This window comes from Streptomyces sp. NPDC001070 (assembly GCF_053598835.1).
In genome coordinates this window covers 156,801-178,058 of sequence record NZ_JBSFLB010000006.1, presented here as the reverse complement: position 1 = coordinate 178,058, position 21,258 = coordinate 156,801, and the positions used below count along the sequence as shown (strand labels likewise).

The following is a 21,258-nucleotide window of genomic DNA, read 5'->3' as shown; positions in this document are numbered from 1 at the left end:
TTCTTAGCGGTTGATCAGGTCGTCCGGGCCGAACGCGTCGGGAAGGACTTCGCGCATCGTGCGGATGCCGTCGCCCATCTCCACCAGCAGCTCGGGGCCGCCGTGCTCCCACAGCAGCTGGCGGCAGCGGCCGCACGGCATCAGCTGGTTGCCCTTGCGGTCGACGCAGGTGAAGGCGACGAGCCGGCCACCTCCGGTGGCGTGCAGGATCGACACCAGGCCGCACTCGGCGCACAGGCCGAGGCCGTAGCTGGCGTTCTCCACGTTGCACGCCGAGATGACCCGCCCGTCGTCCACGAGGGCGGCCACTCCCACCGGGAAGTGGGAGTAGGGGACGTAGGCCCGGGACATGGCGTCCCGGGCCTGCGCCCGCAGGCCTTCCCAGTCGACGTCGTCGACGCCGACCGGACCCGCGGTGTCGCTCACTTGCCCTGGCCCTTCCGGTACCTCATACCGTCAGCCTTGGGCATCCGCAGACGCTGTGCCGACAGGGAGAGCACCAGCAGGGTGACGACGTACGGGGTCGCGCCCACGAACTCGCTCGGCACCTCGTCGGTGGCCAGGTACCAGACCAGGACCAGCGCGCCGACGAAGAGGCTGATGCCGCCCTGCCAGAGGTTGCGCTTCCACAGCTTCCAGGCCGCGAGCAGCACCAGCAGGACCACCAGGAGCAGCAGCAGCGCGTGCACCGTCGGGCCGCCGTTGCGCAGCTGGAGCGCGTCGGAGTAGCCGAACAGGCCGGCACCGGTGGCGAGGCCGCCGACCCGCCAGTTGCCGAAGATCATCGCGGCGAGACCGATGTAGCCGCGGCCGCCGGTCTGACCCTCCAGGTAGATGTGCGTGGGCACCATCGCCAGGAAGGCGCCGCCGAGGCCGGCGAGCCCGCCGGAGACGATCACGGCGATGTACTTGTACAGGTAGACGTTGACGCCGAGCGACTCGGCCGCGACGGGGTTCTCGCCGCAGGACCGCAGGCGCAGTCCGAACGAGCTGCGCCACAGCAGGAAGAAGCTGCCGACGAAGAGCGCGGCGGCGATGATCGTCAGCGCGGACACATTGGTGACCAGGCCGCCGATGACGCCGGCGAGGTCCGAGACGAAGAACCAGCCGTGCTTCTCGATGCTCGCCAGCCAGTCGGACAGCCCCGGGAAGTCGAACGACGGCAGGGCGTCGATCGGCGGGGACTGCTTGGGGTTGCCGCCCTTGGCGGCCGCCTCGCCGGAGTTGAACCAGAGCTTGGCCAGGTACTGCGTGGCGCCGAGCGCCAGGATGTTGATGGCGACACCCGAGATGATGTGGTCGACGCCGAAGGTGACGGTGGCGATCGCGTGGATCAGACCGCCCACCGCGCCGCCGATGACACCGGCGAGGACGCCGATCCACGGGTTGGTCTGCCAGCCGGCCCACGCACCGAAGAAGGTGCCGAGGATCATCATCCCCTCGAGGCCGATGTTGACCACGCCGGAGCGCTCGGACCACAGGCCGGCCAGACCGGCCAGACCGATCGGCACGGCGAGGCCGAGCGCCGCGGTGATCTGGCCCTGGGCGGTGAGCTGGTCCTGGCCGGTGATGATCCGCACCACCGACACCAGCGCGAGCGCGGCGGCGATGATCAGCAGGATCACCGGGAAGGAGAGGCGGCCCTTGCGGCCCTTGGCCCCTGCGGCCTTGGGAGCCGCGGGCGGCGGGGTCTGGGTCATCGTGGCGGTCACGCCGTCACCTCCTTCTTGGTGCGGGCCTGGGCGGCGAGCTCCTCGCCGACCTTCTGCTGCTGGCGCTTGAGGCCGTAGCGGCGGACGACCTCGTAGGCGATGACGACGCTCAGGACGATGACGCCCTGCATCACGCCGACGATCTCCTTGTCGTAGCCCTCGAACTCCAGTCGGCCCGAGCCGCGCTCCAGGAAGCCCCAGAGCAGGGCGGCCAGCGCGACACCGACCGGGTTGTTGCGGCCCAGCAGGGCCACCGAGATACCGGTGAAGCCGATGCCGGCCGGGAAGAGGTCGGCGCCGTAGGCGTGGACGTCGTTGAGCAGCAGCGGCAGACCGGTGAGGCCGGCCAGGCCGCCGGAGATCAGCATGCTGGTGACGACCATGCGCTTGACGCTGACGCCGCTCGCGGTGGCCGCGCTCTCCGACAGACCGACGCTGCGCAGGTCGAAGCCGAAACGGGTGCGGCCGAGGACGAACCAGTAGCCGACGCCGATGATCACGGCGAGGATGATGAAGCCGTAGATCTGGCCGTTCTCCTCGCCCATGTCGAAGTTGAAGAGGTGGCCGGAGGAGGGCAGCGGCGTGGTCGACACCGAGGTGCCCGCCTTGTCGAGGTGCCCGAGCCGGCCGTCCTTGAGCAGATAACCGACGATGGACAGGGCGATCGCGTTCAGCATGATGGTCGCGATGACCTCGCTGACGCCGCGCGTGGTCTTCAGAACACCCGCGATGCCGGCCCACATGGCGCCGACGACCACGGCGACCACGATGATGAGCGGGATCTGCAGGAAGCTCGGCAGGGTCACCGCGCCGCCGACGGCCGCCGCGAAGAAGGCGCCCAGGCGGTACTGGCCCTCGACGCCGATGTTGAACAGGTTCATGCGGAAGCCGACGGCGACCGCGATGCCCGCGATGTAGTACGTGGTCGCCTTGTTGAGGATCTCGACCTGGCTGTCACTCTTGAAGCCGTAGTCGAACATCGTGCCGAAGGCGCCGAACGGCTCCTTGCCGGTGGCGAGCAGGACCAGCGCCGTGATCACGAACGCGGCCACGAGCGCCAGCACGGGGGCGGCGACGGCGAGGAGCACGCGCTCCTTGTCGATCTTCTTCATCGGTCCTCTCCCCCATGCGCGGCGTCGCCGTTCTCGTGCTCGAGGTGACCGGCGGCCGCGCCGGTCATCGCGGAGCCCAGCTCCTCCGGGGTGATGGTGGCGGGGTCGGCGTCGGCGACCAGACGGCCGCGGTACATGACGCGCAGGGTGTCGGACAGGCCGATCAGCTCGTCCAGGTCGGCCGAGATCAGCAGGACGGCCAGGCCGTCGCGGCGGGCCTCGCGGATCTGGTCCCAGATCTGCGCCTGGGCGCCGACGTCCACACCGCGGGTGGGGTGCGCGGCGATCAGCAGCTTCGGCCGGTGGCTCATCTCACGGCCGACGATCAGCTTCTGCTGGTTGCCGCCGGACAGCGACGCGGCCGTGACCTCGATGCCGGGGGTGCGGACGTCGTACTCGCGCACGATCCGCTCGGTGTCGCGGCGGGCCGCGGCGGGGTCGAGGAAGCCCCCCTTGCTGTTGGGGCGCTCGGTGACGTGGCCGAGGATGCGGTTCTCCCAGAGCGGGGCCTCCAGCAGCAGGGCGTGCCGGTGCCGGTCCTCGGGGATGTAGCCGATGCCGTCCTCGCGGCGCTTGCGCGTCGTGAGGTGGGTGATGTCGGTGGTGTCCAGGGTGATCCGGCCGGCGTCGGGCTGCAGGATGCCCATGATCGCCTCGACCAGCTCGGCCTGGCCGTTGCCCTCGACGCCCGCGATGCCCAGGACCTCGCCCTTGTGGATGGTGAAGCCGATCCGGTCCAGGACGATGCGCTCGATGCCCTCGAGGTCGGTCTCCGACAGGTGCAGACCGTCGACGGTGAGCATCGGGACGTCGGTGACCGTGGACTCGCGGGTCTCCGGGGACGGCAGTTCGCTGCCGACCATCAGCTCCGCGAGCTGCTTGGGCGTGGTGGTCTTCGGGTCGGCGGAGCCGACCGTGGTGCCGCGCCGGATGACGGTGATCTCGTCGGCGACGGAGAGCACCTCGCCCAGCTTGTGGGAGATGAAGATGACGGTGAGGCCCTCGGCCTTGAGGCCGCGCAGGTTGTCGAAGAGCGCGTCGACCTCCTGCGGCACGAGGACCGCGGTCGGCTCGTCGAGGATGAGCGTACGGGCGCCGCGGAAGAGGACCTTGAGAATCTCGACGCGCTGACGGTCGGCGACACCGAGGTCTTCCACCAGGACGTCCGGGCGCACTCCGAGGCCGTAGGCGTCGGAGATCTCCTTGATCTTCGCCCGGGCCTTGCCGCCGATGCCGTACAGCTTCTCGCTGCCGAGGACGACGTTCTCGAGGACCGTGAGGTTGTCGGCGAGCATGAAGTGCTGGTGCACCATGCCGACGCCGCGGGCGATGGCGTCACCCGGGTCGTGGAAGGTGACCCGCTCGCCGTCGATCGTGATCGTCCCCTCGTCCGGCTTCTGCATGCCGTAGAGGATCTTCATCAGCGTCGACTTGCCGGCGCCGTTCTCGCCCACGAGGGCGTGCACCGTGCCACGGCGAACCGTGATGTCGATGTCGTGGTTGGCCACGACTCCTGGGAATCGCTTGGTGATGCCGCGGAGTTCCACGGCATTCGGGCTGGGGGGGCTGGACGCGTTGATGGCGCACTCTCCTCGCGGAAAAGAGCGGGGCGGGCGGGGTGTGGCGAACGTATCGCGAGGAGGGAGCTCTACGCGCGTAGCGTTGCCAGATCCATAGGGGGGTGAGTCACAACGGAGACCGCTGCGAAGCAATCCGGCGAGATCCGGGGGGAACGCAGGCGCGAGGCCCGGGAGGAGAGAGCCTGAGCTGTCCCCCACCGAGCCTCGCGACCGGAACTCACGAGAGACCGGGCGTCACTTGACGGTCGTGTTGACCTTGATCTCGCCGTTGACGATCTTCTGCTTGGCCTCGTCCAGCTTCGACTTGATGTCGTCGATGAAGCCACCGCTGGTGGACAGGCCGACGCCGTCCTTGGCCAGGTCGTAGGCGTGGGTGCCGGTGAGCGGGGAGCCGCTCTTGACGGACTCGACCGCCTCGTAGACCGCGACGTCCACGTTCTTCAGCGCGGAGGTCAGGATCGACTTCTGGTACTTGGCCAGACCCGGCTGCTGGTACTGGTCGGAGTCCACACCGATCGCCCAGGTGCCGGTCTTGCCCGCGACGGCCTCGATCGCGCCGTTGCCGGAGGAGCCGGCGGCGGAGTAGATGACGTCGACGCCCTTGTCGAGCATGCCCTGGGCGGCGGCCTTGCCCTTGGCCGGGTCGGAGAAGCCGGACAGGTCGGAGCCCGGGGTCAGGTACTGGGTGGTGACCTTGACCTTCGGGTTGGTCTCCTCGACGCCCTGGCGGAAGCCGGCCTCGAACTTGTTGATCAGCGGGATGTCCACGCCGCCGATGAAGCCGACCTTGTTGTCCTTGGTCTTCAGGGCGGCCGCGACACCGGCGAGGTAGGAGCTCTGCTCCTCGGTGAAGACGATGCTGTCGACGTTCTTGGCCTCGACGACGGAGTCGACGATCGCGAAGGTGGTCTTGGGGTACTTCGCCGCCGCCTTCTTCATCGAGTCGCCGTAGGAGAAGCCGACACCGATGACGGGGTTGTAGCCCGCCTCGGCCAGGTCCTCCAGGCGCTGCTCACGGTCGGCCTCGGTGTCCGAGGTCTTGGCCGTCAGCTCCTTGATCTCGACGCCGAAGTCGTCCTTGGCCTTGTCCAGGCCCTTGGCGGCGGAGTCGTTGAACGAGTGGTCACCACGGCCACCCACGTCGTAGGCGACGCCGACCTTCAGCTTGCCGCTGCCGCTGCCGTCACCGCCACTGTCCTTGGAGCTGCTGCCACAGGCGGTCGCGGTGAGCGCGAGAGCCGCGGAGGCTATGCCCGCGGCGGCGAACTTGGTTACCCGGCGCAAGAGGGTCCCCTTCAACTAGAAGCGCCCCGTCCGGCGCTGGCTTAACCCGGAGCTTAACGCGCGTAGATGTCAGGTAAAGGGGGGTTGGCGGCCCGTTATCGGATCGTCGCATTTCGGCCAGGTGACCCGGCCGTGTCGACCGGGTCACCCACCGTCATGCCAGCAGCGCAGCGGAGGTGAAAAGTTCCACGCCGACCTTGATCGCGCCCTCGTCGACGTCGAAGTCACCTTGATGCAGATCACGCTTTGACGTGTCCCCAACGGGCCGTACGCCCAATCGCGCGAGCGCGCCCGGAACCTGCTCCAGGTACCAGGAGAAGTCCTCGCCGCCCAGGCTCTGCTCGGTGTCCTCGACGGTGTGCGCGCCATAGCGGGCCGTCATGGCGTCGCGCAGCAGCTCGGTCGAGTCCGGCTCGTTCACCACCGGGGGCACCCCGCGGTGGTACGTGAGCTCCCACTTCGCGCGGTACATGGCCGCCACCTGGTCGATCACCTCGTGGACCAGGTCCGGGGCCTCGTGCCAGGCGTTCAGGTCCAGGCAGCGGACCGTGCCCTCCAGCTCCGCGTGCTGCGGGATGACGTTGCACGCGTGACCGGCCTCGATGCGCCCCCACACGATGCTCATCCCGGAGCGGGGGTCGATCCGGCGGGCCAGCACGGCCGGCAGCTCGGTGGCCATCTTGGCGGCGGCCATCACCAGGTCGGTGGTCAGGTGGGGGCGGGCCGTGTGGCCGCCGGCGCCGTCCAGGGAGAGCTCCAGCCGGTCCACGGCGGAGGTGATCGGCCCCTGCCGCAGCCCGATCCGGCCGACCTCGACCTTCGGGTCGCAGTGCAGGGCCAGGATCCGGCCCACCCCGTCGAGCGCGTTCGCCTTGATGGCGTCCAGCGCGCCACCCGGCATGACCTCCTCGGCCGGCTGGAAGACCAGCCGTACCGGTCGCCTCAGCTTGCCCTCGCGCTCCAGCTCCGCCAGCACCAGGCCGGCGCCGAGCACCACCGCGGTGTGGACGTCGTGACCGCAGGCGTGCGCCCGCCCGGGCACGGTGGAGCGGTAGTCCACCCGCTTCGTGTCGGGGATCGGCAGCGCGTCCAGGTCTGCGCGGAGCGCCAGCCGCGGGCGTTCCGGGTCGGAGGCGCCGATGTCGCACAGCAGACCGGTGCCGCCGGGCATCACGCGGGGCTTGAGGCCGGCCTGCTCCAGGCGGGCCTTCACCGCGGCGGTGGTACGGAACTCCTGCCGTCCCAGCTCGGGGTTCATGTGCAGGTCCCGCCGAAACGCCACGAGATCGGCCCTGAGCCGCTCGGGCAGCACGCCCAGCAGCGCACCTTCCGGTGCGGCGGGAACCGTGGGCGCCACTGGCACAGGTGTTTCGGAGGGTTCGGAAGGTGAGTCGTTCACCTCCGACAGGCTAGACCGCATCTGTACTCCCGATCGCTACATCGCCGTAAATTCATGCCGCGCGAGAAAGAAAAACTCCCCCGTCGGGCGCGTACCCGGCTGCCTACAGGGGTATGAACCTGGTTTATCCCTCGCCACTCCATAGTGGCCCAACGATCGCCCTGCCGCGAGGCAACGCTCGGTGAGCGGCCGCACTCCCCTCAGACAAGGGTCGCGGGAGCCTCGGATCCGGACAGGTCGGGGGCGGGACGGCGCGGGCCCAGCAGCCGCGCGTAGAGGTCCAGGAGCGGCTCGGACTGGGTCTGCCAGGACCACTCGCGCAGGACCTCCCCGCGTTCGTAGGCCTTGCGGTAGCGGCGCGGATTGGTCAGCACGGCACCGACCGCGCGGACGAAGTCGGCGGTGTCCCCGGAGCGGAAGACCTCGCCGTTGCCGATCTCCAGGGTCGGCCGGGCCAGCACGCGGACGTCGCTGACCACGACGGGCAGCCGGGCGTGGGCGTACTCGAAGTAGCGGGCCGGGAGTGCGACCTGCCGGTCGGGGAGCCGGTGCACCGGGAGCACGCCGATGTCCGCGGAGGACAGGAAGCGCGGGATCTCCGCGGGCGGCACACAGGGAAGGACGTGCAGCCGGCGCGCCACGCCCAGCTCGGCGGCGCGGTCGGTGAGGGTGCCGATCCAGGGGTCGTCCGGGTCGGGGACGATCAGCGCGGCGTGCAGGTCGTACAGCTTGGGGAGCGCGTCGACGACCGTCAGCAGGCCGCGGGCGGGACCGGCGGAGCCGCTGTGGACCAGCAGCGGGACGTCCGGGGCGAGGTGGCACCGGTCGCGGACGCCGGGCGGCGGCGGGGAGGGCAGCGGCTCGTAGGGCGGGGTGTTGCGGGCCACCGCGGGGCGGGCGGGGAGGCCGTGTCGCTCGCGGAGGCGGTCGGCGTAGGTGTCGGCGACGGTCACGACGCCGTCGGTGAGCGGAACATAGGAGCGCTCGTGGGCGTCGCGGGCGACGGCGGCACGACGCGTGGCCTCGGTCTTGGCGGTGGTGTCCCAGACCACCTCGACCCGGTGGCCGGTGCCCTCGGCGCGCAGCGCGGCGCGGACGGCGGTGCCCAGGGTGCGGTGGCCGAGGGCGTGCACGAGGTGCGGGCGCAGTTCGTCCAGCACCGGCCCGTAGGCGATCTCCAGGTCGAGCAGGAGCGGGTCGAGCCGGCGCCAGCAGCGCTTGCCGAGCAGCAGCCGGGCGGCGGTGGCGGCCGCGCCGTCGAGGGGCCCGCCGCGGACGGTGCGACGGCGGACGGCGCCGCGGTACTGCGCCGAGCGCAGTACCGTCCAGGCCCTGCGCAGGGCGTGCCGGAGGCGGGCGCCCGCGTGGCCGAGGCGGGCGGCGGCCTTCACCGGTAAAGGGCGGCGGATCACGTCCAGTTCGGCCCCGCGGGAGGCCAGCAGCGCCGCGTGGGCGGCGAGCAGGGCGTTGCGGTAGGCGTGCGACTCCGCACTGCGGTAGGCGAGTGCGTGCTGCGGGCCGGGCCGGGGGCGCTGCAGACGCCGCCGGTGGAGCGTCTCGGCGACGGTGACGCGGATCAGCCGCACGCCCTCGGGCGCGGCACCGCTGTCGGGATCCTGCCCCTCGGTGGCGCGGCCGATGAGGGTGACCTCGTACCCCGCCCGGGCGGCGGCCGCCGCCACACGGTGCGCCCGGGAGTCACGGTCGAGCGCGCTGTCCGCGAGGACCGCGATGCGGGGCGCGGACCTCGGTGCCGTTGCCATGGATCAAGACAACCGCGTTCGGGTGACCGGTCGGTGACGTGGATCTTGCGCACAGTGGAACGACACCGGCCGCCGGCCCGTGCGCCCTCGCGCGCCCCCGCACTTCGACGCGCCCCGGCGCGTCCGGTTTTCACACTTCCCACACCTTCCGGGGGCGGGGCGGCGGCGCCCACACTGGCGTGACGAGGGGAAATGGGGTGGGGCGTGTGACATCGCGATACCCGGGCGCCGAGAGCACGGAGGGCGCCGGGGAGACGGAGGCGTTCGGCGTGGGGGACGGGGGCACGGCCGGGGTGCCGCCGCCCCGCCCCGCGCAGGCGCCGCGGACACCGCGGTGGGTGTCCGGGGCGGGGTACGGGGGCGACGAGGACTGGAGCGCGTCGACCCGCCACATGTGCGCGGGGGCCCGGCTGGACGAGGGCTTCGCGCGGCGGGTGGTGCACGAGCTGCGCCACGAGAGGTACCGGGCCTGCGCCCCGTCGTACGGCGTCGACCTCGACCGGGTCGGCGTCCACGCCGAGCAGACCTTACGCGACCTGCGCAAACGGGATCTGGCCGTCGGTGCCGTCTTCGTGCTCTCGCTGCTGCTCGCCCCGGTCACCACGCTCGCGTACTGGATCGCCACGGCCTTCCTGCCCGGGGGCGGCACACAGCCGGCCTCGGTGGTGCCGCGGCGCCGCCGCGTCCGCGAGGGACAGCGCGACCCGGCCGTCATGGCGGTGCTGCGGGCGCTGGCGGTGCAGATCACCGTGCTGCTGGCGGCCTCCTGGCTCGGCGCGCTGGTGCCGTACTGGCCGAGCGCCGGGCCGGTCGTGACCTTCCTGCTGACGCTGGTGCTGCTGATCGGCTGCCCGTGGCTGTTCACCTGGGAGCAGCGCAACGCGGCGTGGAAGGCCATACGCGAGCAGCTGACCCGGGAGGCCTTCCGCTCCGCGGGGGACGAGCCGCCCCGCGACCCGGACGCGGCGGGGCTGCCGCAGTCCTCCGTGGGCGGGGACGCGAACCTGATCGTCTACAGCGGCTACCGGCCTTTCGTGGGCGCGGGCGACGAGGTCACGTCGTGGTCCTTCGCCATGCGGCTGGTCCCCGAAAGCCACGAGCCGGGCTCCGGGCAGGAGCCGCCGCCGGTGCCCTTCGACACGGCCGGCCTGGTGCGGCGGATGGCCGACGACCTGGACGCGCTGCGCGGCACCGCGGCCTCCCCGGTGGACCGGATCCCCGGCCTGGAGGTCACCGAGAAGGTGTTCGTCCACGGCACGGAGCTGAGGCAGAACGCCCTGTTCGGCGAGGCGGTCTTCTGGCCCGGCGCCGCGGGCCGCCGGCCGCCCGAGGGCAGGCCCGCCGACCAGCTCTCCTCGGAGCGCATCGAGGCGGCCCGGGGCATCATCGACGGCCCGGTGCGGCACTGCCTGGCCGCGCAGGTGCGCAGTTGGGGGACGGATCTGGTGCTGTCGGTCTTCGTCCAGATCGCGGTGAGCGGGGCGACGCTGTATCTCCAGGCCAACACCCTGGTGCTCACCCCGGTGCGGGAGGCCTACCGGGTCGCCGACTCCGTCTCCCGTCCCGAGGACACCGAGGAGGCGGCGCCCGGGCTCGCCGACGCGCTGCTGCTGAGCCGTTCGGTGCTGATGTCGGCGCTCACGAACGCGTACGCGGAACTGCGCGCACCCGCCCGGCGGGAACGTGCCCTGGAGGAGCAGCGGACGGCCGTCACCGACGACCGGCGCTATGACTTCGGGGCCCGGATCAGCCTGCGGGAGCTGGCGTCCTCTCACACCTACCGGGACTTCTTCCAGAAGGTGGACGTCACGCGTATCGGCAAGCAGATCGAGCTGCAGATCCTCGGCACACTCGCCGATTTCCTCGCGGAACACGGCCTGGACCGCGGGGATCTGGCACAGCACCGGAACGTCATCCTGAACCAGGGGATCATGATGACCGGCGGTTCCATGAACGGCAGCATCGCGGCGGGCTCCGGTGCCGCGGCGATCTCCGCCGGCGGCCGGCAGCCCGTGACCGGGACGGGGACCGAGGGGGGCGCGAAGTGACCGCACCGGATCCGGCTCCGCAGATCAACCACGGCATCGTGATCGGGGGCAACGCCAAGGTCAGCGACTCGGCGCTGGCCGCGGGAAGCGGCGCGTCCGCACACAGGGACGGCACCCACGCGCAGGCGCTGCGCGCCGCGCTCGCCGCGATCGCCGAACTCCGCCGCCGCCTCGACGCGTTGGAGGGCACCGAGGCCGCACGGGAGGAGGCGGACGCCCTGACGCAGGAGCTCACTGCTGACGATGTGGACGGTGGCCGGGTGGGCGAGCGGCTGACCCGGCTGCGCGCCCTCATCGGTGACGCCACCGCGTTGACCGGGCTGGTCACGGCGGTGCACGAGAGCGTGCGGGCGATCACCGGTGGCTGAGCGCTTGCGTCGTGGGCGGCCGGTCGCGCTCGCGGTCTGCTGCGCGGCACTGGCCGCGGCCTGCTCGCTGCCGGGGGACGGCGACGGGGCGGACAAGCCCGCCGACGGGCCCCGGACGACGGCGGTGTTCACCCCGCGCGAGCCCGTGAACGCGGCACGGCTGCGGCAGATCGCCGCACTCATGCGGCAGCGCGCCGAGGGCTTCGGCTTCCAGGACGTCGCCGTGGAGGCCGACGCGGGCCGGGTCACCGTGTCCCTGCGCGGCGGGAGCGCGCGGGAGCTCGCCTCGCTGGGGAAGCCGGCGGTGCTGGTCTTCCGGCCGGTGGTGCTGCTGGAACCCGCCGGAGGCGCCTCCCCCGTGCGGTCGCCCGACCCCGGTTCGGGGTCCGGCAGCGAGCCCGGCAGCGCGGAGTTCGCCGCTCTGGACTGCTCGGTGCCGGCCCAGCGGGTCGACCACCAGAAGGGCGACGGGCGGCGGGCCGTGGCCTGCGCGGAACGGGCCGAGACCGGCGCGTGGACGAAGTATCTGCTCGAACCGGTCGCCCTGAGCGGCACCGAGATCAGCGATGCGCAGGCCCGGCTCGACGCGCAGATCGGCAGCGGGTGGCAGATCCGGCTGACCTTCACCACCGGCGGCGCACGGAAGTTCGCCGACGTCACAGCGCGCCTGGCCGCACAGCTGAGCCCGGCCAACCAGTTCGCGATGGTGCTGGACGGCGCCGTGCTGTCGGCGCCCCTGGTCAGCTCGCCGATTCCGGGCGGCACCGCCGTCATCACCGGCAACTACACCCAGGACTCGGCCGCCCGGCTGGCCGCCCAGCTGAGCAGCGGCAACCTGCCGACGGCGATGGACCTCACATCCGTGACGCGCTGACCCGCCGGAGGGGCGGGCCGGCGCGCTCGGGTCACGGGGCCGTGCTCGAGGCCGCCGAGGCCAGGCCGTGCAGGTCGCGGGCGCTGCCCGTGATCCCGGACAGGAAGCTCTGGGCCCGGGGCGAGGCATGGTCGGTCAGCCACTCCGGGTCGACGTCGCACACCGTGATCTTGACGCCGGTGCCCTCCAGGGCGAGCGGCAGGGTGTGGACGACCGTGGAGGGGAAGCTCAGGATCGTGTGACCGACGGGGCCGCGGCGGGCGATCAGTTCCAGCGGCAGGTCGGGCCGGACGATCTGCAGCCCGGTCTCCACCGAGAGCCGGTGCAGCTTGTCGGCGCTCTCACGGCGGTGCGCGAAGTAGCGGGTGGCGCCGTGGGCCCGGGTCAGGTCGGAGACGGCGGCCAGGTACCGCTCCGGGTCGACCACCCCCGTCTCGACGAGGGAGGTGCCGACGATGTCGGTGCCGGCGCTGATCCTGGGCGGGCCGAAGCGCGCCCGCGTCCAGGCGAAGCGGTTGGCCCGCAGCGCCATCCCCTGCGGAGGTGTGGCGGGCATCGAGCTGAACAGCTCGACCCGGCGCCCGGCGCCAGGGGTGAGGCGGCGCCGGGCGGCCCAGGCGAAGACACCGAAGGCCGCGTCCGCCGGCGACAGCCGTCGGCCGCTGCGGTGCCAGCGGACCAGCCGGGCGCCCTTGGCGAGCAGTTCGGTGAACTCCATGGTCGCCGTTCCGTCGTCCACGACGGTGATCTCCTTCGCCCGGCTGAGCGGCAGCAGCACCTGCACCAGCCGGGAGAAGGGGTCACCGAGGACGATCCGCCCCGCGGCCCGCAGGACCGGGGTCAGTTCGGCGGCGGTACGCAGCAGCGAGCCCCTGGAGGAACGGGCCTCGCACCAGCGCACCGTGATGCCCTCGTCCATCGCCAGCTCCGCCATGCGTCGGAGCTGACCGCGCGTCATGGGGTCGCGCGGGGCGAGGGCCACGATGGTGAGCGGCCGCCCGGGCGCCACCGGGCCCGGGGCGGCCGAAGCCGTCCCGGGTCGCGGTGTGGGTACCGCGGGCGGGTGAACATGCGCCCACTCCAGCACGTTGAGCAGCTGAACGGGGCTCTCTACGAGTGCCAGAGTGCCGCTGTCGCCCATGGGTCAGGCCGACACCGACTCGGGCTCGGCGGCGGCAGCGGCCTGGGCCGCCTCCTGCTCGGCGATGACGCCGGGCACGCGGCGCAGCTTCTTCATCGGGCCGAGCTCGCCCTCGTAGACCTTCTTGACACCGTCGCCGAGCGCCTGCTCGATGATGCGGATGTCGCGGACCAGGCGGTCCAGGCCCTGCGGCTCGACGGAGGCGGCCTGGTCCGAGCCCCAGTTGGCGCGGTCGAGGGTGATGTGGCGCTCGACGAAGACGGCGCCGAGCGCGACCGCCGCGAGGGTGGTCTGCAGGCCGATCTCGTGGCCGGAGTAGCCGACCGGGACGTTCGGGAACTCACGCTGCAGGGTGTTGATCATCCGCAGGTTGAGCTCCTCGTGCTTCGCCGGGTAGGTCGAGGTGGCGTGGCACAGGATGATGTTCTCGCTGCCGAGCACCTCCACCGCGTGGCGGATCTGCTTCGGGGTGGACATGCCGGTCGAGAGGATGACCGTCTTGCCGGTGGCGCGCAGGGCGCGCAGCAGCTCGTCGTCGGTCAGCGAGGCCGAGGCGACCTTGTGGACCCGGACGTTGTCGAACTTCTCCAGGAACTCGACCGAGGGGACGTCCCACGGGGAGGCGAACCAGTCGATGCCCTTCTTCGTGCAGTACTCGTCGATCGCGCGGTACTCGTCCTCACCGAACTCCACCTTGTGGCGGTAGTCGATGTAGGTCATGCGGCCCCATGGGGTGTCGCGCTCGATGTCCCACTGGTCGCGCGGGGTGCAGATCTCCGGGGTGCGCTTCTGGAACTTCACACCGTCGGCGCCGGCCACCACGGCGGCGTCGATCAGCGCGAAGGCGTCCTCGAGGGAGCCGTTGTGGTTGATGCCGATCTCGCCGGTGACGTAGACGGGCTGGCCGGGGCCGACCAGGCGGTCGCCGATCGGACGGAGGCGGGCGTTGGTGGTGGTCACTGGGAGAGTTCCCTTCGGGAAAGTGAGGGGCCGAGGATCCACGAGGCGATCTCGCGGATCGCTCCGCGCCCTCCGGGCGTTGCGGTGACGGAGCGGGCCGCGTCCTTGACGATGTCGTGCGCGTTGGCGACGGCCGTGGGCCAGCCGACGAGCGCGAAACAGCCGAGGTCGTTGACGTCGTTGCCGACGTACAGGACCCGCTCGGGGGCGATTCCTTGCTCCTCGCACCACTGCTTGAGTGCGAGGTCCTTGCGGTCGATGCCGTGGAGCACGGGGACCTTGAGCTTGCGTGCCCGTGCGGCGACGACCGGGTTGGTCTCCGTGGACAGGATCAGGACGGGCAGACCGTTGTCGCGGAGGGCCGCGATCCCGAGGCCGTCACCGCGGTGCACGGTGACGGCCTCGCGTCCTTCGGAGTCGACCAGCACCGTGTCGTCGGTCTGGGTGCCGTCGAAGTCGAGTACGACCGCGTCGACGTCGTCGCGGGTCGGGAGCGCCGGCGCCTCGGGGGCGGCGTCAGCCGCGGGGTCGAGCAGCGGGGCCAGGGCGCGGGCGCGGGCCAGGTCGTCGGGCTCGTCGATCTCCAGGACCTTGGCTGGGTCGGTGCGCACCAGCGCGGTGTGGCCGAAGAAGCGGTGCCTGGCCTCGCGGAAGCCGTCCGCGCGCATCGCGTAGGCGGCGCCGGTCTCCAGCAGGTCCTGCGGCCGGTCCTGGCGGCGCGGGCGGTGGGCCTTGTCGTGGTTGACGCCGTAGCCGCCGGTCGCGGCGGCCACCGTCGTACGGGACCGGCCGCCCTGCGAGGCCTCGTCGGCGGCCGCGGCGGCGGCGGCGCCGATCTGGTCGGCCGCGTCGCGCCAGATGAAGCCGTGGAACGGGGCCACGGTCACCGCCGTGTCCGCGCCGTCCTCGACGACCGCGGCGGCCACGCCGTTGACGTCCTCGGTGGTGATGAACGGGCTGGTGCACTGGACGAGCAGCACCACGTCCGAGCCGTGCCCGGTCATCGCCTCGTGCGCGTCCATCGCGTGCAGCACCGCGGCCTCGCTGGTCGCGGTGTCCCCGGCGATGGCGGCCGGGCGCAGGACGACCTCGGCGCCGGCGGTGCGGGCCGCCTCGGCGATGGACGGGTCGTCGGTGGAGACGACCACGTCGGTGACGAGGCCGGCCTCCCGGCAGGCGCGCACGGCGCGGGCGACCAGCGGCACACCGCCGACCGGTGCGAGGTTCTTGCCGGGTACGCCCTTCGAGCCGCCGCGGGCGGGAATGACGGCCAACACCGTTGGCATGGTGGCTCCTTGCGACTTGAGGGGCGGATTCACAGCTGGCCCCATCGGCGGATCACGGGCGCGACGCGCTGGACGCCCTGTCGGTACGCGGCACGCGCGGAGTTGCGCGCGATGTCACGCACGGCGCGGCGCAGCGCGCTCGGCTCGGTGGGCTCGACCGCGGCACCGGGCAGGGGCTCGCCCTTCGGGTCCAGGCCGTGGCGGGCGAGCACGCCGGGGAGGTACCCGGGCGCGGTCGTGGTCGTGTAGTACGGCGCCAGCGGCGGGAGCCGGGGGGAGGCGGCCAGCTCCGTGACGCGCTCGCGCACGGCGCGGAAGGGATCGCCGCCGGAGGCGATGCCCTGGGCGCGGGCCCACTCGGGGCGCACCCGCGGCACCTCGCCGGCGTCGATCTGGTCCCAGGAGGCGTAGACCCCGGACCCGAGGAAGTGGTGGTTGCCGAGCGCCTCGCGGATCCCGAGGTCGGTGAGGACGGCGGTGGGGATCCCGCGGTGCATGGACTCCAGCGCCGCCGTCGAACTCACCGTCACCAGCAGGTCGGTGCGGTCCAGGACCTCGCCCATGTGCCCGTAGACGAGTTTGAGGTTCTTCGGCGGGTCCAGCTTGGCGACCAGCTTCTGGTACGGCTGTTCCTCGATGTGCGTGGTGTGCTCGCCGGGCTTGCTGCGGAGCTTGACCAGCACCTCGCGCTCCGGGTGGAAGCGGGCGTGGTCAACCGCGCGGCGCAGCAGGTAGGTACGGTCCCTGCGGGTGTCCGGGACGGACGGCTGGACGGCGAAGACCACCGTGAACGGCCGGTCGCGGGAGGGCTCGTACGCCGTGCCCTCCAGGAAGGGCAGCGCGGTCTCCACAACGGTCCCGGCGTCCGCGCCGACGCCCTCGTACACATCGCGGAAGCGCCGCGCGTCGTGGGCGCTGTTGGCGAGCACGGCGTCGGCGCCGGCGCGCAGCAGCAGCCCGTCGGCGAGCTTCTCGTAGACGACCCCGACGTAGCCGGTGACGACCACCGGACGGCGGGCGGTGCCCTCCCAGGCGCGCGCGAGTCCGTGCAGCATGGCCTGGACCGTGCCGCCGACGCAGGAGAGCACGACGACGTCCGCGGTGTCGCGGGTGGTCGCGGCCAGGAACTGTGCCGCCGTGACCTCTCGCATCGAGTCGGCGGGGATGCCGACCTCCGCGAGCTGGCGCTCGGTCGGGGTCGCCCGGCCCCGGAGCAGGCGGGCGTCGAGCCGCGCCTCCGGGGCGATGCGGCGCGCCGTCAGCGCACCCCATTTCCATCGGGTGTCCGAGTCGGCGAGGACGGTGACCCTGATCGGGTCGGCGGTACTTGCTGGCACGCCGGAGACGCTAGGAATGCATTCCTAGCGGGTCTCCAACGCAATACCAACGGAGAGTTAACAACATGCCGCCGAATGAGGAATCGGCCTCCCCGGGAAACGGATTCACGCCTCCGACATTTTCCGTTCACCTTGGAGTGGGGGGCGTGTCAGGACCTGGGGCGACCCGCCCCCTAGAGTGCGAGACGTGGTTAAGCTCTCCGTCATCGTCCCGTTCTACAACGTGCAGGCTTTTGCTCCTGACATGTTGAGAAGTCTTCACGCCAATGCCCGCGAGGATTTCGAGTTCATTCTGGTGAACGACTGCGCCACGGATGAGACGCCGAGGATTCTCGAGCGGGCGCTGCCCGACCTGCCCGGGGCGATACTGATCTCCCACGAGAAGAACGGCGGTCTCGCCACCGCCCGCAACACGGGCATCGACGCCGCCCGTGGCGAGTACCTGACCTTCCTCGACGGCGACGACTGGCTGGCGGAGGGCTACCTGCCCCGCCTGCTGGAGGCCATCGAGACCCTCGGCACCGACTTCGTGCGCACCGACCACGTCGTCTCCCACGGGCGCCAGCGCACCGTCGCCCGGGTCCCGCACGGTCGCCGCGGGGTCGCCCTCGACCCGCGCGAGGCGATCCTGCCCGCCGACCGGACGACCTCGGTGGACTATCCGTACGCCTGGGCCGGCATCTACCACCGCCGGCTCGTCGACGCGGGGCTGCTGCACTTCGCCGACGGGCTGCGGACGGCCGAGGACCGGCCGTGGATCTGGCGGCTGCACCTCGAGGCGAAGTCCTTCGCGGTCGTCGGCCTGCTCGGCGTCTTCTACCGGCGCGGGGTGGCCACCTCGCTCACCCAGATCGGCGACATCCGCCAACTGGACTTCATCCGCTCCTTCGACCAGGTGCTCGCCGAGACGGCGGCCGACCCCGAGGCCGCCCGCTTCCTGCCCAAGGCCGTGCGCACCTACTGCGCGGTGATCGCGCACCACCTCGGCGCGATGGGTCGCTACGAGCCCCAGGTCGCGCGCAGGCTCAAGTCGCTGAGCGCGGCCGCCCTGCGGCAGATGCCGCAGGACATCCTCAACGAGGTGCTGGACTCGATGGACATGGAGCGCAGCGTGCGTCTGCGCCGGATGCGCCGGCGGTTCGGCGGCGCCATGGCGGTGGCCGCGTGATGCCCCGTACACAGCTGTTCCTCGCGTCGACGCTGTTCGGCGCCGCCACGCTGGCCGCCGCGCTGGACGCCGGCCTGTTCGCCCCGGCCCGCCGCCGGGTGCTGCTGGTCAGCAACAACGCCGCCGTCCCCGAGACCTCCCCGGCCCTGGACACGGCGCCGGGCTTCGGGGCGCTGCGCGGCCGCTTCGACCGGGTGCTCTCGTGGAACGACACGATCGCCCCGCTGCACCCGTCCGGCTGGTCGCCGCGCCCCGACGACGTGCCGCTGTGGGAGCGTCATCTGCGGCGGCTGTGGGGCCTCGGCGAGGACGAGATCGAGCTGGTCGTCGAGTCCCTGCACGTCGCCCCGGCCCTGACGCTGGTGGACGTCTTCCAGGGCGCCCCGGTCGAGGTGTACGCGGACGGCCTGATGGCCTACGGCCCGACCCGGGACAAGCTGGATTCGCTGGTCATCACCCGGGTGAACCGGCTGCTGCACCTGGACCTCGTCCCGGGGCTGCGGCCCCTGCTGCTGTCGGAGCACGGCGTCCCGGCGGTGCTCGTCCCGGCCGGGTCCTTCACCAAGGTCCTCACGCAGATCGCGGAGTACGACCGGGCCCCGGCGGCCCTTCCCGAGGGCGGCGCGCTGCTGCTGGGCCAGTACCTGTCGGCGCTGGACATCCTCACCGCCGCCCAGGAGGAGGAGCTGCACATCCGCATGCTGCGGGGCGCGGTCGCGGCGGGGCACCGCACGATCGTCTTCAAGCCGCATCCGACGGCTCCGGCGCACTGGTCGCGGCTGCTGGAGCGGGAGGCCGAGGCGCTCGGCGCGGAGCTGACCGTGGCCGACGCGTCCCAGCTCGCGGAGGTGCTCTTCGCGCGCGCCCGCCCGCGGCTGGTCGTCGGCTGCTTCTCCACCGCGCTGTTCACCGCGTCGGCGCTGTACGGACTGCCGGTCGCCCGGACGGGCACCGGCCTGGTTCTGGACCGGCTGGCGCCGTACCAGAACGGCAATCGCGTGCCCGTCACCATCGCCGACCGCATGCTGCCGGACCTGGAGGACCGCGAGGCGCTCGCGGCGTGGCGGCCGCCGACGGCGGAGCGGGTCGAGCGCGACCTGACCCCGCTGCTGGGCGCCGTGGGCTACTGCATGCAGCACCGGACGTACGCTCACCTGCGTGACGACGCCGTCCGTTACCTGTCGAGCAGCCTGGACACCGGCACCTGGCGCTACTTCAAGCGGCGCCGGCTGGCCACGCTGACCCTCCCGGGGGCCGTGCCGTCGCAGCTGGCGTTCCTGCCGAACAACCCGACCGTGCGCAGGGTCGCGCGGCGGATCAAGCACGTGACCGCCCGCGGCTGACCGGGCGACTGCCGAGGGGCCGGCGCGGACGACCGTGCCGGCCCCTGGCCGCTTGCGCTCCGGCCGTGGGTTCGTCCGCACGCACCGTGCCGGGCCCGGCGACCCGGTCCACCGGGCGTACGGCGAGGGCCTGTTCGTGATCCGCCCCGACGGCCGCATCGGCCTGGCCGCGCACGGCCCGGAGCGGGTCACCTCCTGGCTCGCCCGCTTCGCCGGGTGACTCAGAAGGCGTCCGCCGGGACGTACGTACCCCAGACCTCCCGGAGCGCGTTGCAGACCTCGCCCACCGTGGCACGGGCGCGGAGCGCGTCCTTCATCGGGTACAGGACGTCCTCCGTGCCCTCGGCGGCCTTCCGCAGCGCCGACAGCGCCGTGTCCACGGCACGCCGGTCCCGTGCGGCGCGCAACGCGGCAAGCCGCTCGGCCTGGGCGGCCTCGATCGCGGGATCGACGCGCAGCGGCTCGTAGGGCTCCTCCTCCTCCAGCTGGAAGCGGTTGACGCCGACGACCACCCGCTCGCCGGAGTCGGTCTCCTGGGCGATCCGGTAGGCGCTGCGCTCGATCTCGGACTTCTGGAAGCCGTGCTCGATCGCGCTCACCGCCCCGCCGAGCTCCTCCACCTTGCCCATCAGTTCCAGCGCGGCCGCCTCCAGGTCGTCGGTCATCGACTCCACGACGTAGGACCCGGCGAAGGGGTCCACGGTCGCCGTCACGTCGGTCTCGTACGCCAGGACCTGCTGGGTGCGCAGCGCGAGACGCGCGGACTTCTCGGTGGGGAGCGCGATCGCCTCGTCGAAGGAGTTGGTGTGCAGCGACTGCGTGCCGCCCAGCACCGCCGCCAGGCCCTGGACGGCGACCCGCACCAGGTTCACCTCCGGCTGCTGGGCGGTCAGCTGGACGCCCGCGGTCTGGGTGTGGAAGCGCAGCATGTGCGACTTGGGGTTCTTCGCCCCGAACTCCTCGCGCATGACGCGGGCCCAGATACGGCGCGCGGCACGGAACTTGGCGACCTCCTCCAGGAGCGTCGTCCGCGAGACGAAGAAGAAGGACAGCCGGGGCGCGAAGTCGTCGACGTCCATGCCCGCGGCGACGGCGGTACGGACGTACTCGATGCCGTCGGCGAGGGTGAAGGCGACCTCCTGCGCGGGCGAGGCGCCGGCCTCGGCCATGTGGTAGCCGGAGATGGAGATGGTGTTCCACCGGGGGATCTCGGAGCGGCAGTAGCGGAAGAGGTCCGCGATCAGCCGCAGCGAGGGCTTGGGCGGGAAGATGTACGTCCCGCGGGCGATGTACTCCTTGAGCACGTCGTTCTGGATGGTGCCCGTGAGCCGGTCGGCGGGCACCCCCTGCTCCTCGCCGACCAACTGGTACATCAGGAGCAGCAGGGCGGCTGGCGCGTTGATCGTCATCGACGTGGAGACCCGGTCCAGCGGGATGCCGTCGAACAGCACCCGCATGTCCTCGACCGAGTCGATGGCCACGCCGACCTTGCCGACCTCGCCGTGGGCGAGCGGGGCGTCGCTGTCGTGCCCCATCTGGGTGGGCAGGTCGAAGGCGACGGACAGCCCGGTGGTGCCGTGGGCGATCAGTTGCCGGTAGCGCGCGTTGGACTCGGCGGCGGTGCCGAAACCGGCGTACTGGCGCATCGTCCAGGGCCGCGTGGTGTACATCGTCGGATACACGCCGCGGGTGTAGGGATAGCCGCCCGGCTCACCGAGCCGCTCGCCCGGGTCCCAGCCGTCCAGGGCGTCGGGGCCGTAGACCGGCTCGATCGGCAGACCGGATTCGGACTCGCGTGCCATGCGTCATGCCTCCAGCGACTCGATCCCCCTTCCCTCAGTGTGCGGCGATCGGTGCCCGGGTTGGTGCAACTACATGCCAGG

Annotated in this window: 18 protein-coding genes; 6 read left to right on the top strand and 12 right to left on the bottom strand. The window is 72.0% G+C overall.

Annotated features, from left to right (window positions below; all coding sequences use genetic code 11):
• Positions 1 to 3: 3 nt before the first annotated feature.
• The 7 genes from ACWDAS_RS10000 to ACWDAS_RS09970 form a co-directional block, all read right to left on the bottom strand.
• Positions 4 to 426 (bottom strand): cytidine deaminase, encoded by a 423-nt coding sequence (locus tag ACWDAS_RS10000; RefSeq protein WP_450388380.1) that lies wholly within the window; start codon positions 424 to 426, stop codon positions 4 to 6.
• A complete protein-coding gene (locus ACWDAS_RS09995; RefSeq protein WP_450388379.1) occupies positions 423 to 1,712 on the bottom strand; it encodes an ABC transporter permease in 1,290 nt (429 codons plus the stop codon). Before ACWDAS_RS09995 ends, ACWDAS_RS10000 begins: the two co-directional genes overlap by 4 nt.
• Positions 1,709 to 2,824, bottom strand: a complete 1,116-nt coding sequence (locus tag ACWDAS_RS09990) for an ABC transporter permease (protein ID WP_450388378.1) — start codon at positions 2,822 to 2,824, stop codon at positions 1,709 to 1,711. The genes ACWDAS_RS09995 and ACWDAS_RS09990 overlap by 4 nt, the downstream gene beginning before the upstream one ends.
• On the bottom strand, positions 2,821 to 4,371 hold the full coding sequence (locus tag ACWDAS_RS09985; protein WP_450388377.1) for an ABC transporter ATP-binding protein: 1,551 nt from the start codon (positions 4,369 to 4,371) through the stop codon (positions 2,821 to 2,823). The genes ACWDAS_RS09990 and ACWDAS_RS09985 overlap by 4 nt, the downstream gene beginning before the upstream one ends.
• Positions 4,372 to 4,638: 267 nt before the next feature.
• Positions 4,639 to 5,688, bottom strand: coding sequence for a BMP family lipoprotein (locus ACWDAS_RS09980; protein ID WP_450388376.1), 1,050 nt, complete (start codon positions 5,686 to 5,688; stop codon positions 4,639 to 4,641).
• Between the two features lie 154 nt (positions 5,689 to 5,842).
• The gene (locus ACWDAS_RS09975; protein ID WP_450388375.1) at positions 5,843 to 7,045 is read right to left on the bottom strand and encodes a M20 family metallopeptidase; all 1,203 of its coding nucleotides are present in this window, start codon (positions 7,043 to 7,045) and stop codon (positions 5,843 to 5,845) included.
• A gap of 242 nt (positions 7,046 to 7,287) precedes the next feature.
• The gene (locus ACWDAS_RS09970; protein WP_450388374.1) at positions 7,288 to 8,850 is read right to left on the bottom strand and encodes a glycosyltransferase; all 1,563 of its coding nucleotides are present in this window, start codon (positions 8,848 to 8,850) and stop codon (positions 7,288 to 7,290) included.
• Positions 8,851 to 9,056: 206 nt separating this feature from the next.
• Between ACWDAS_RS09970 and ACWDAS_RS09965 the strand changes: the two genes are divergently transcribed.
• From ACWDAS_RS09965 to ACWDAS_RS09955, 3 genes are read left to right on the top strand one after another with little or no spacing between them, the layout of a single operon-like run.
• A complete protein-coding gene (locus ACWDAS_RS09965; protein ID WP_450388373.1) occupies positions 9,057 to 10,898 on the top strand; it encodes a hypothetical protein in 1,842 nt (613 codons plus the stop codon).
• Positions 10,895 to 11,266 carry a hypothetical protein gene (locus ACWDAS_RS09960; RefSeq protein ID WP_450388372.1) on the top strand — a complete coding sequence of 124 codons (372 nt, stop codon included), beginning with the start codon at positions 10,895 to 10,897 and terminating at the stop codon, positions 11,264 to 11,266. The genes ACWDAS_RS09965 and ACWDAS_RS09960 overlap by 4 nt, the downstream gene beginning before the upstream one ends.
• Positions 11,259 to 12,140 carry a SecDF P1 head subdomain-containing protein gene (locus ACWDAS_RS09955; protein WP_450388371.1) on the top strand — a complete coding sequence of 294 codons (882 nt, stop codon included), beginning with the start codon at positions 11,259 to 11,261 and terminating at the stop codon, positions 12,138 to 12,140. Before ACWDAS_RS09960 ends, ACWDAS_RS09955 begins: the two co-directional genes overlap by 8 nt.
• A gap of 31 nt (positions 12,141 to 12,171) precedes the next feature.
• Here ACWDAS_RS09955 and ACWDAS_RS09950 read toward each other — a convergent pair whose 3' ends face one another.
• The 4 genes from ACWDAS_RS09950 to ACWDAS_RS09935 are packed head-to-tail and all read right to left on the bottom strand — an operon-like array spanning position 12,172 to position 16,864.
• Positions 12,172 to 13,281 (bottom strand): hypothetical protein, encoded by a 1,110-nt coding sequence (locus ACWDAS_RS09950; protein ID WP_450388370.1) that lies wholly within the window; start codon positions 13,279 to 13,281, stop codon positions 12,172 to 12,174.
• 3 nt (positions 13,282 to 13,284) lie between these two features.
• Positions 13,285 to 14,241 carry an N-acetylneuraminate synthase family protein gene (locus ACWDAS_RS09945; protein ID WP_450388369.1) on the bottom strand — a complete coding sequence of 319 codons (957 nt, stop codon included), beginning with the start codon at positions 14,239 to 14,241 and terminating at the stop codon, positions 13,285 to 13,287.
• The gene (locus ACWDAS_RS09940) at positions 14,238 to 15,527 is read right to left on the bottom strand and encodes a cytidylyltransferase domain-containing protein (RefSeq protein WP_450388368.1); all 1,290 of its coding nucleotides are present in this window, start codon (positions 15,525 to 15,527) and stop codon (positions 14,238 to 14,240) included. Before ACWDAS_RS09940 ends, ACWDAS_RS09945 begins: the two co-directional genes overlap by 4 nt.
• Positions 15,528 to 15,556: 29 nt before the next feature.
• Positions 15,557 to 16,864 (bottom strand): DUF6716 putative glycosyltransferase, encoded by a 1,308-nt coding sequence (locus tag ACWDAS_RS09935; protein ID WP_450388367.1) that lies wholly within the window; start codon positions 16,862 to 16,864, stop codon positions 15,557 to 15,559.
• Between the two features lie 187 nt (positions 16,865 to 17,051).
• Here ACWDAS_RS09935 and ACWDAS_RS09930 point away from each other — a divergent pair, with 187 nt between their 5' ends.
• The 3 genes from ACWDAS_RS09930 to ACWDAS_RS09920 are packed head-to-tail and all read left to right on the top strand — an operon-like array spanning position 17,052 to position 19,595.
• Complete coding sequence (locus ACWDAS_RS09930; protein WP_450388366.1) at positions 17,052 to 18,032, top strand: glycosyltransferase family 2 protein; 981 nt, start codon at positions 17,052 to 17,054, stop codon at positions 18,030 to 18,032.
• Complete coding sequence (locus ACWDAS_RS09925) at positions 18,032 to 19,375, top strand: polysialyltransferase family glycosyltransferase (protein WP_450388365.1); 1,344 nt, start codon at positions 18,032 to 18,034, stop codon at positions 19,373 to 19,375. The genes ACWDAS_RS09930 and ACWDAS_RS09925 overlap by 1 nt, the downstream gene beginning before the upstream one ends.
• Before the next feature lie 52 nt (positions 19,376 to 19,427).
• The gene (locus tag ACWDAS_RS09920) at positions 19,428 to 19,595 is read left to right on the top strand and encodes a hypothetical protein (RefSeq protein WP_450388364.1); all 168 of its coding nucleotides are present in this window, start codon (positions 19,428 to 19,430) and stop codon (positions 19,593 to 19,595) included.
• A gap of 1 nt (position 19,596) precedes the next feature.
• Here ACWDAS_RS09920 and ACWDAS_RS09915 read toward each other — a convergent pair whose 3' ends face one another.
• Positions 19,597 to 21,177, bottom strand: coding sequence for an acyl-CoA mutase large subunit family protein (locus ACWDAS_RS09915; RefSeq protein WP_450388363.1), 1,581 nt, complete (start codon positions 21,175 to 21,177; stop codon positions 19,597 to 19,599).
• Between the last annotated feature and the right edge of the window lie 81 nt (positions 21,178 to 21,258).

What these genes read in the sequence shown, in the direction of transcription:
- ACWDAS_RS09990 (WP_450388378.1), bottom strand. Translation starts at nt 2,824, where the DNA reads ATGAAGAAGATCGACAAGGAGCGCGTGCTCCTCGCCGTCGCCGCCCCC.
- ACWDAS_RS09970 (WP_450388374.1), bottom strand. Translation starts at nt 8,850, where the DNA reads ATGGCAACGGCACCGAGGTCCGCGCCCCGCATCGCGGTCCTCGCGGAC.
- ACWDAS_RS09950 (WP_450388370.1), bottom strand. Translation starts at nt 13,281, where the DNA reads ATGGGCGACAGCGGCACTCTGGCACTCGTAGAGAGCCCCGTTCAGCTG.
- ACWDAS_RS09940 (WP_450388368.1), bottom strand. Translation starts at nt 15,527, where the DNA reads ATGCCAACGGTGTTGGCCGTCATTCCCGCCCGCGGCGGCTCGAAGGGC.
- ACWDAS_RS09925 (WP_450388365.1), top strand. Translation starts at nt 18,032, where the DNA reads ATGCCCCGTACACAGCTGTTCCTCGCGTCGACGCTGTTCGGCGCCGCC.
- ACWDAS_RS09915 (WP_450388363.1), bottom strand. Translation starts at nt 21,177, where the DNA reads ATGGCACGCGAGTCCGAATCCGGTCTGCCGATCGAGCCGGTCTACGGC.